Origin of the sequence: Kitasatospora sp. NPDC059803, from assembly GCF_042732255.1 — a bacterium.
Classification (GTDB): domain Bacteria; phylum Actinomycetota; class Actinomycetes; order Streptomycetales; family Streptomycetaceae; genus Kitasatospora.
On the sequence record NZ_JBHWIJ010000532.1, the window covers coordinates 1 to 2,310 of the forward strand.

A 2,310-nucleotide genomic window follows, 5' to 3' on the forward strand; every position below is an offset into this window, starting at 1 on the left:
GGTGGGGGGGGGGGGGGGGGGTGGGGTGGGGCGGGGGGGGGGGGGGGTGTTGGGGGGGGGGGGGGGCGGGCGGCCCGGGGGGGGGGGCGCCGGGGGGGGGGGGCCCCCCGCCCCGCCGTACGGTCGACGACCGGTCGACCGGACAGGGCCTAGATGAAGCCGTCCAGCTCGCGCAGCAGCGCGGCCTTCGGACGGGCACCGGTGATGGACTTCACCGGCTCGCCGCCCTTGTAGAGGATCAGGGTCGGGATCGAGATGACGCCGTACTGGGCGGCGGTCGCCTGGTTGGCGTCCACGTCCAGCTTGGCGATGGTCAGCTTGTCGCTGTGCTCGGAAGCGATCTCGTCCAGGATCGGGGCGACCTGGCGGCACGGGCCGCACCAGGTGGCCCAGAAGTCGACCAGCACGGGCTTGTCGCTGTCCAGGACGTCGGCCTTGAACGTCGCGTCGGTGACGGTGGTGGTGGCGCCGGCCACGGGAACTCCTCGGGTTCGGACGGAGGGGGCTGCTGCCAGGAGAACAACGGGCGGGCCCGTTCTGTTTCGCCCTGGCCGGGGCGGGGGTGTTTCACGTGAAACGGGTGTCACACCCCCGCGGGGGTCGGTCGGTGGCGAGGGGGTCAGACCGCCACGGCGGCGGTGGCCTTGGCCTCCAGGTCGTCCAGGGCGGCGAGGTAGCGCTCGGCGTCCAGGGCGGCGGAGCAGCCGGTGCCGGAGGCCGTGATGGCCTGGCGGTAGGTGTGGTCCACGACGTCGCCGGCGCCGAACACGCCCGGGATGTTGGTCCGGGTCGAGGGCGCCTCGACCTTGAGGTAGCCCTCCGCGTCGAGGTCCAGCTGGCCCTTGAACAGGTCGGTGCGCGGGTCGTGGCCGATCGCGATGAACAGGCCGGTGACGGCCAGCTCGCGGGTCTCGCCGGTGGTGGTGTCGCGCAGGGTCACGCCGCTCAGCTTCGGGTCGCCGTGGATGGCCTCGACCGCGCTGTCCCACTCGAAGCGGATCTTCTCGTCGGCGAAGGCGCGCTCCTGCATCGCCTTGGAGGCGCGCAGGCTGTCCCGGCGGTGGATGATCGTGACGCTCTTGGCGAAGCGGGAGAGGAAGGTCGCCTCCTCCAGGGCGGTGTCGCCGCCGCCGACCACGGCGATGTCCTGGTCGCGGAAGAAGAAGCCGTCACAGGTGGCGCACCAGGAGACACCGCGGCCGGAGAGCTTGTCCTCGTTCGGCAGGCCCAGCTTGCGGTGCTGGGAGCCGGTGGTGACGATCACGGCGCGCGCCCGGTGCACGTTGCCCTCGGAGTCGGTGACGGTCTTGATGTCACCGGTGAGGTCGACCGAGACGATGTCGTCCGGGATCAGCTCGGCGCCGAAGCGCTCGGCCTGCGCCCGCATGCTGTCCATCAGCTCGGGGCCCATGATGCCGTCCCGGAAGCCCGGGAAGTTCTCGACCTCGGTGGTGTTCATCAGGGCGCCGCCGGCGGTGACGGCCCCCTCGAAGACCAGCGGCTTGAGGGAGGCCCGCGCCGTGTAGAGCGCGGCCGTGTAGCCGGCCGGGCCGGAACCGATGATGATCACGTTACGGACGTCGCTCACTGCATCTCCTGGTTCGCATCGCGACCCGCGCTAGGTGCGGGGAGGGCGGTTCTGCTCCGCCGCCCGGGACAACGACTGACCAGTGTCTCGCATTCCCAGGCGGATCAGTACCAGGCGACCGCACTGTGGGAGCGGCGCGGCGCCCTGCTCGTCGATCGCATGGGAACGGAGCCCGGATCCCCTGGGCGCCCGCCCCGGGACGTCAACGGGTGGGCACGGTGCGCTGCAGCACGACCGGGCCGCAGTCGGGGGAGCGCAGGTAGACGTCCGCGAACCCGGGCCGGCCGGGCGCCGGGTAGACCAGGACCTCGACCGGGGCGCCCGCGTAGCTGCCGTGGTCGGTGGCCAGCGGCACGCCCTCGGCGAGGGCCTGGCAGGACGGCGGGGAGGACGGCGGGGAGGCCTGGGTGGTGAGCTCCTGGCGGCCGTCGGCGGGCATCGCGGCGGAGGGCTTGGCGGGCCCGGTCGGGCGCAGCCCGGGGGCGGTGCCCGACCGGGCCAGCAGCTGCTGGATCTGGGCGGCGAGCTGGTCGTCCCGGTACACCGGGCCGGCTCCCGCGGCGTGGTCGGCGCGGGGGCTCTGCGCCGTGCCGGGGCTTGCGCCGGTGCCGAGGGAGGCGGAGGCGGGGGCGCCGGCGGACAGGGTCGGGTGCTGGTCGTCCTGGCCGGCCGGGTGCAGCAGCAGGGCTGCGCCGAGGGCGATGGCGGCCAGGGCGGCGGTC

The 2,310-nt window shown here is 74.0% G+C and carries 2 protein-coding genes and 1 pseudogene; all 3 read right to left on the reverse strand.

All coding sequences use genetic code 11. The annotated features are described in order from the left end of the window. Window positions 1-149: 149 nt before the first annotated feature. Entirely contained in the window at window positions 150-476 is a 327-nt protein-coding gene (gene trxA, locus ACFV6I_RS39160; RefSeq protein WP_063348470.1) for a thioredoxin, read from the reverse strand. A 143-nt stretch (window positions 477-619) separates the two neighbouring features. Next, window positions 620-1,588, reverse strand: a complete 969-nt coding sequence (gene trxB / locus ACFV6I_RS39165; RefSeq protein ID WP_063348471.1) for a thioredoxin-disulfide reductase — start codon at window positions 1,586-1,588, stop codon at window positions 620-622. Window positions 1,589-1,790: 202 nt separating this feature from the next. Then, window positions 1,791-2,310 (reverse strand): annotated as a pseudogene (locus ACFV6I_RS39170) (hypothetical protein); the annotation flags it as partial.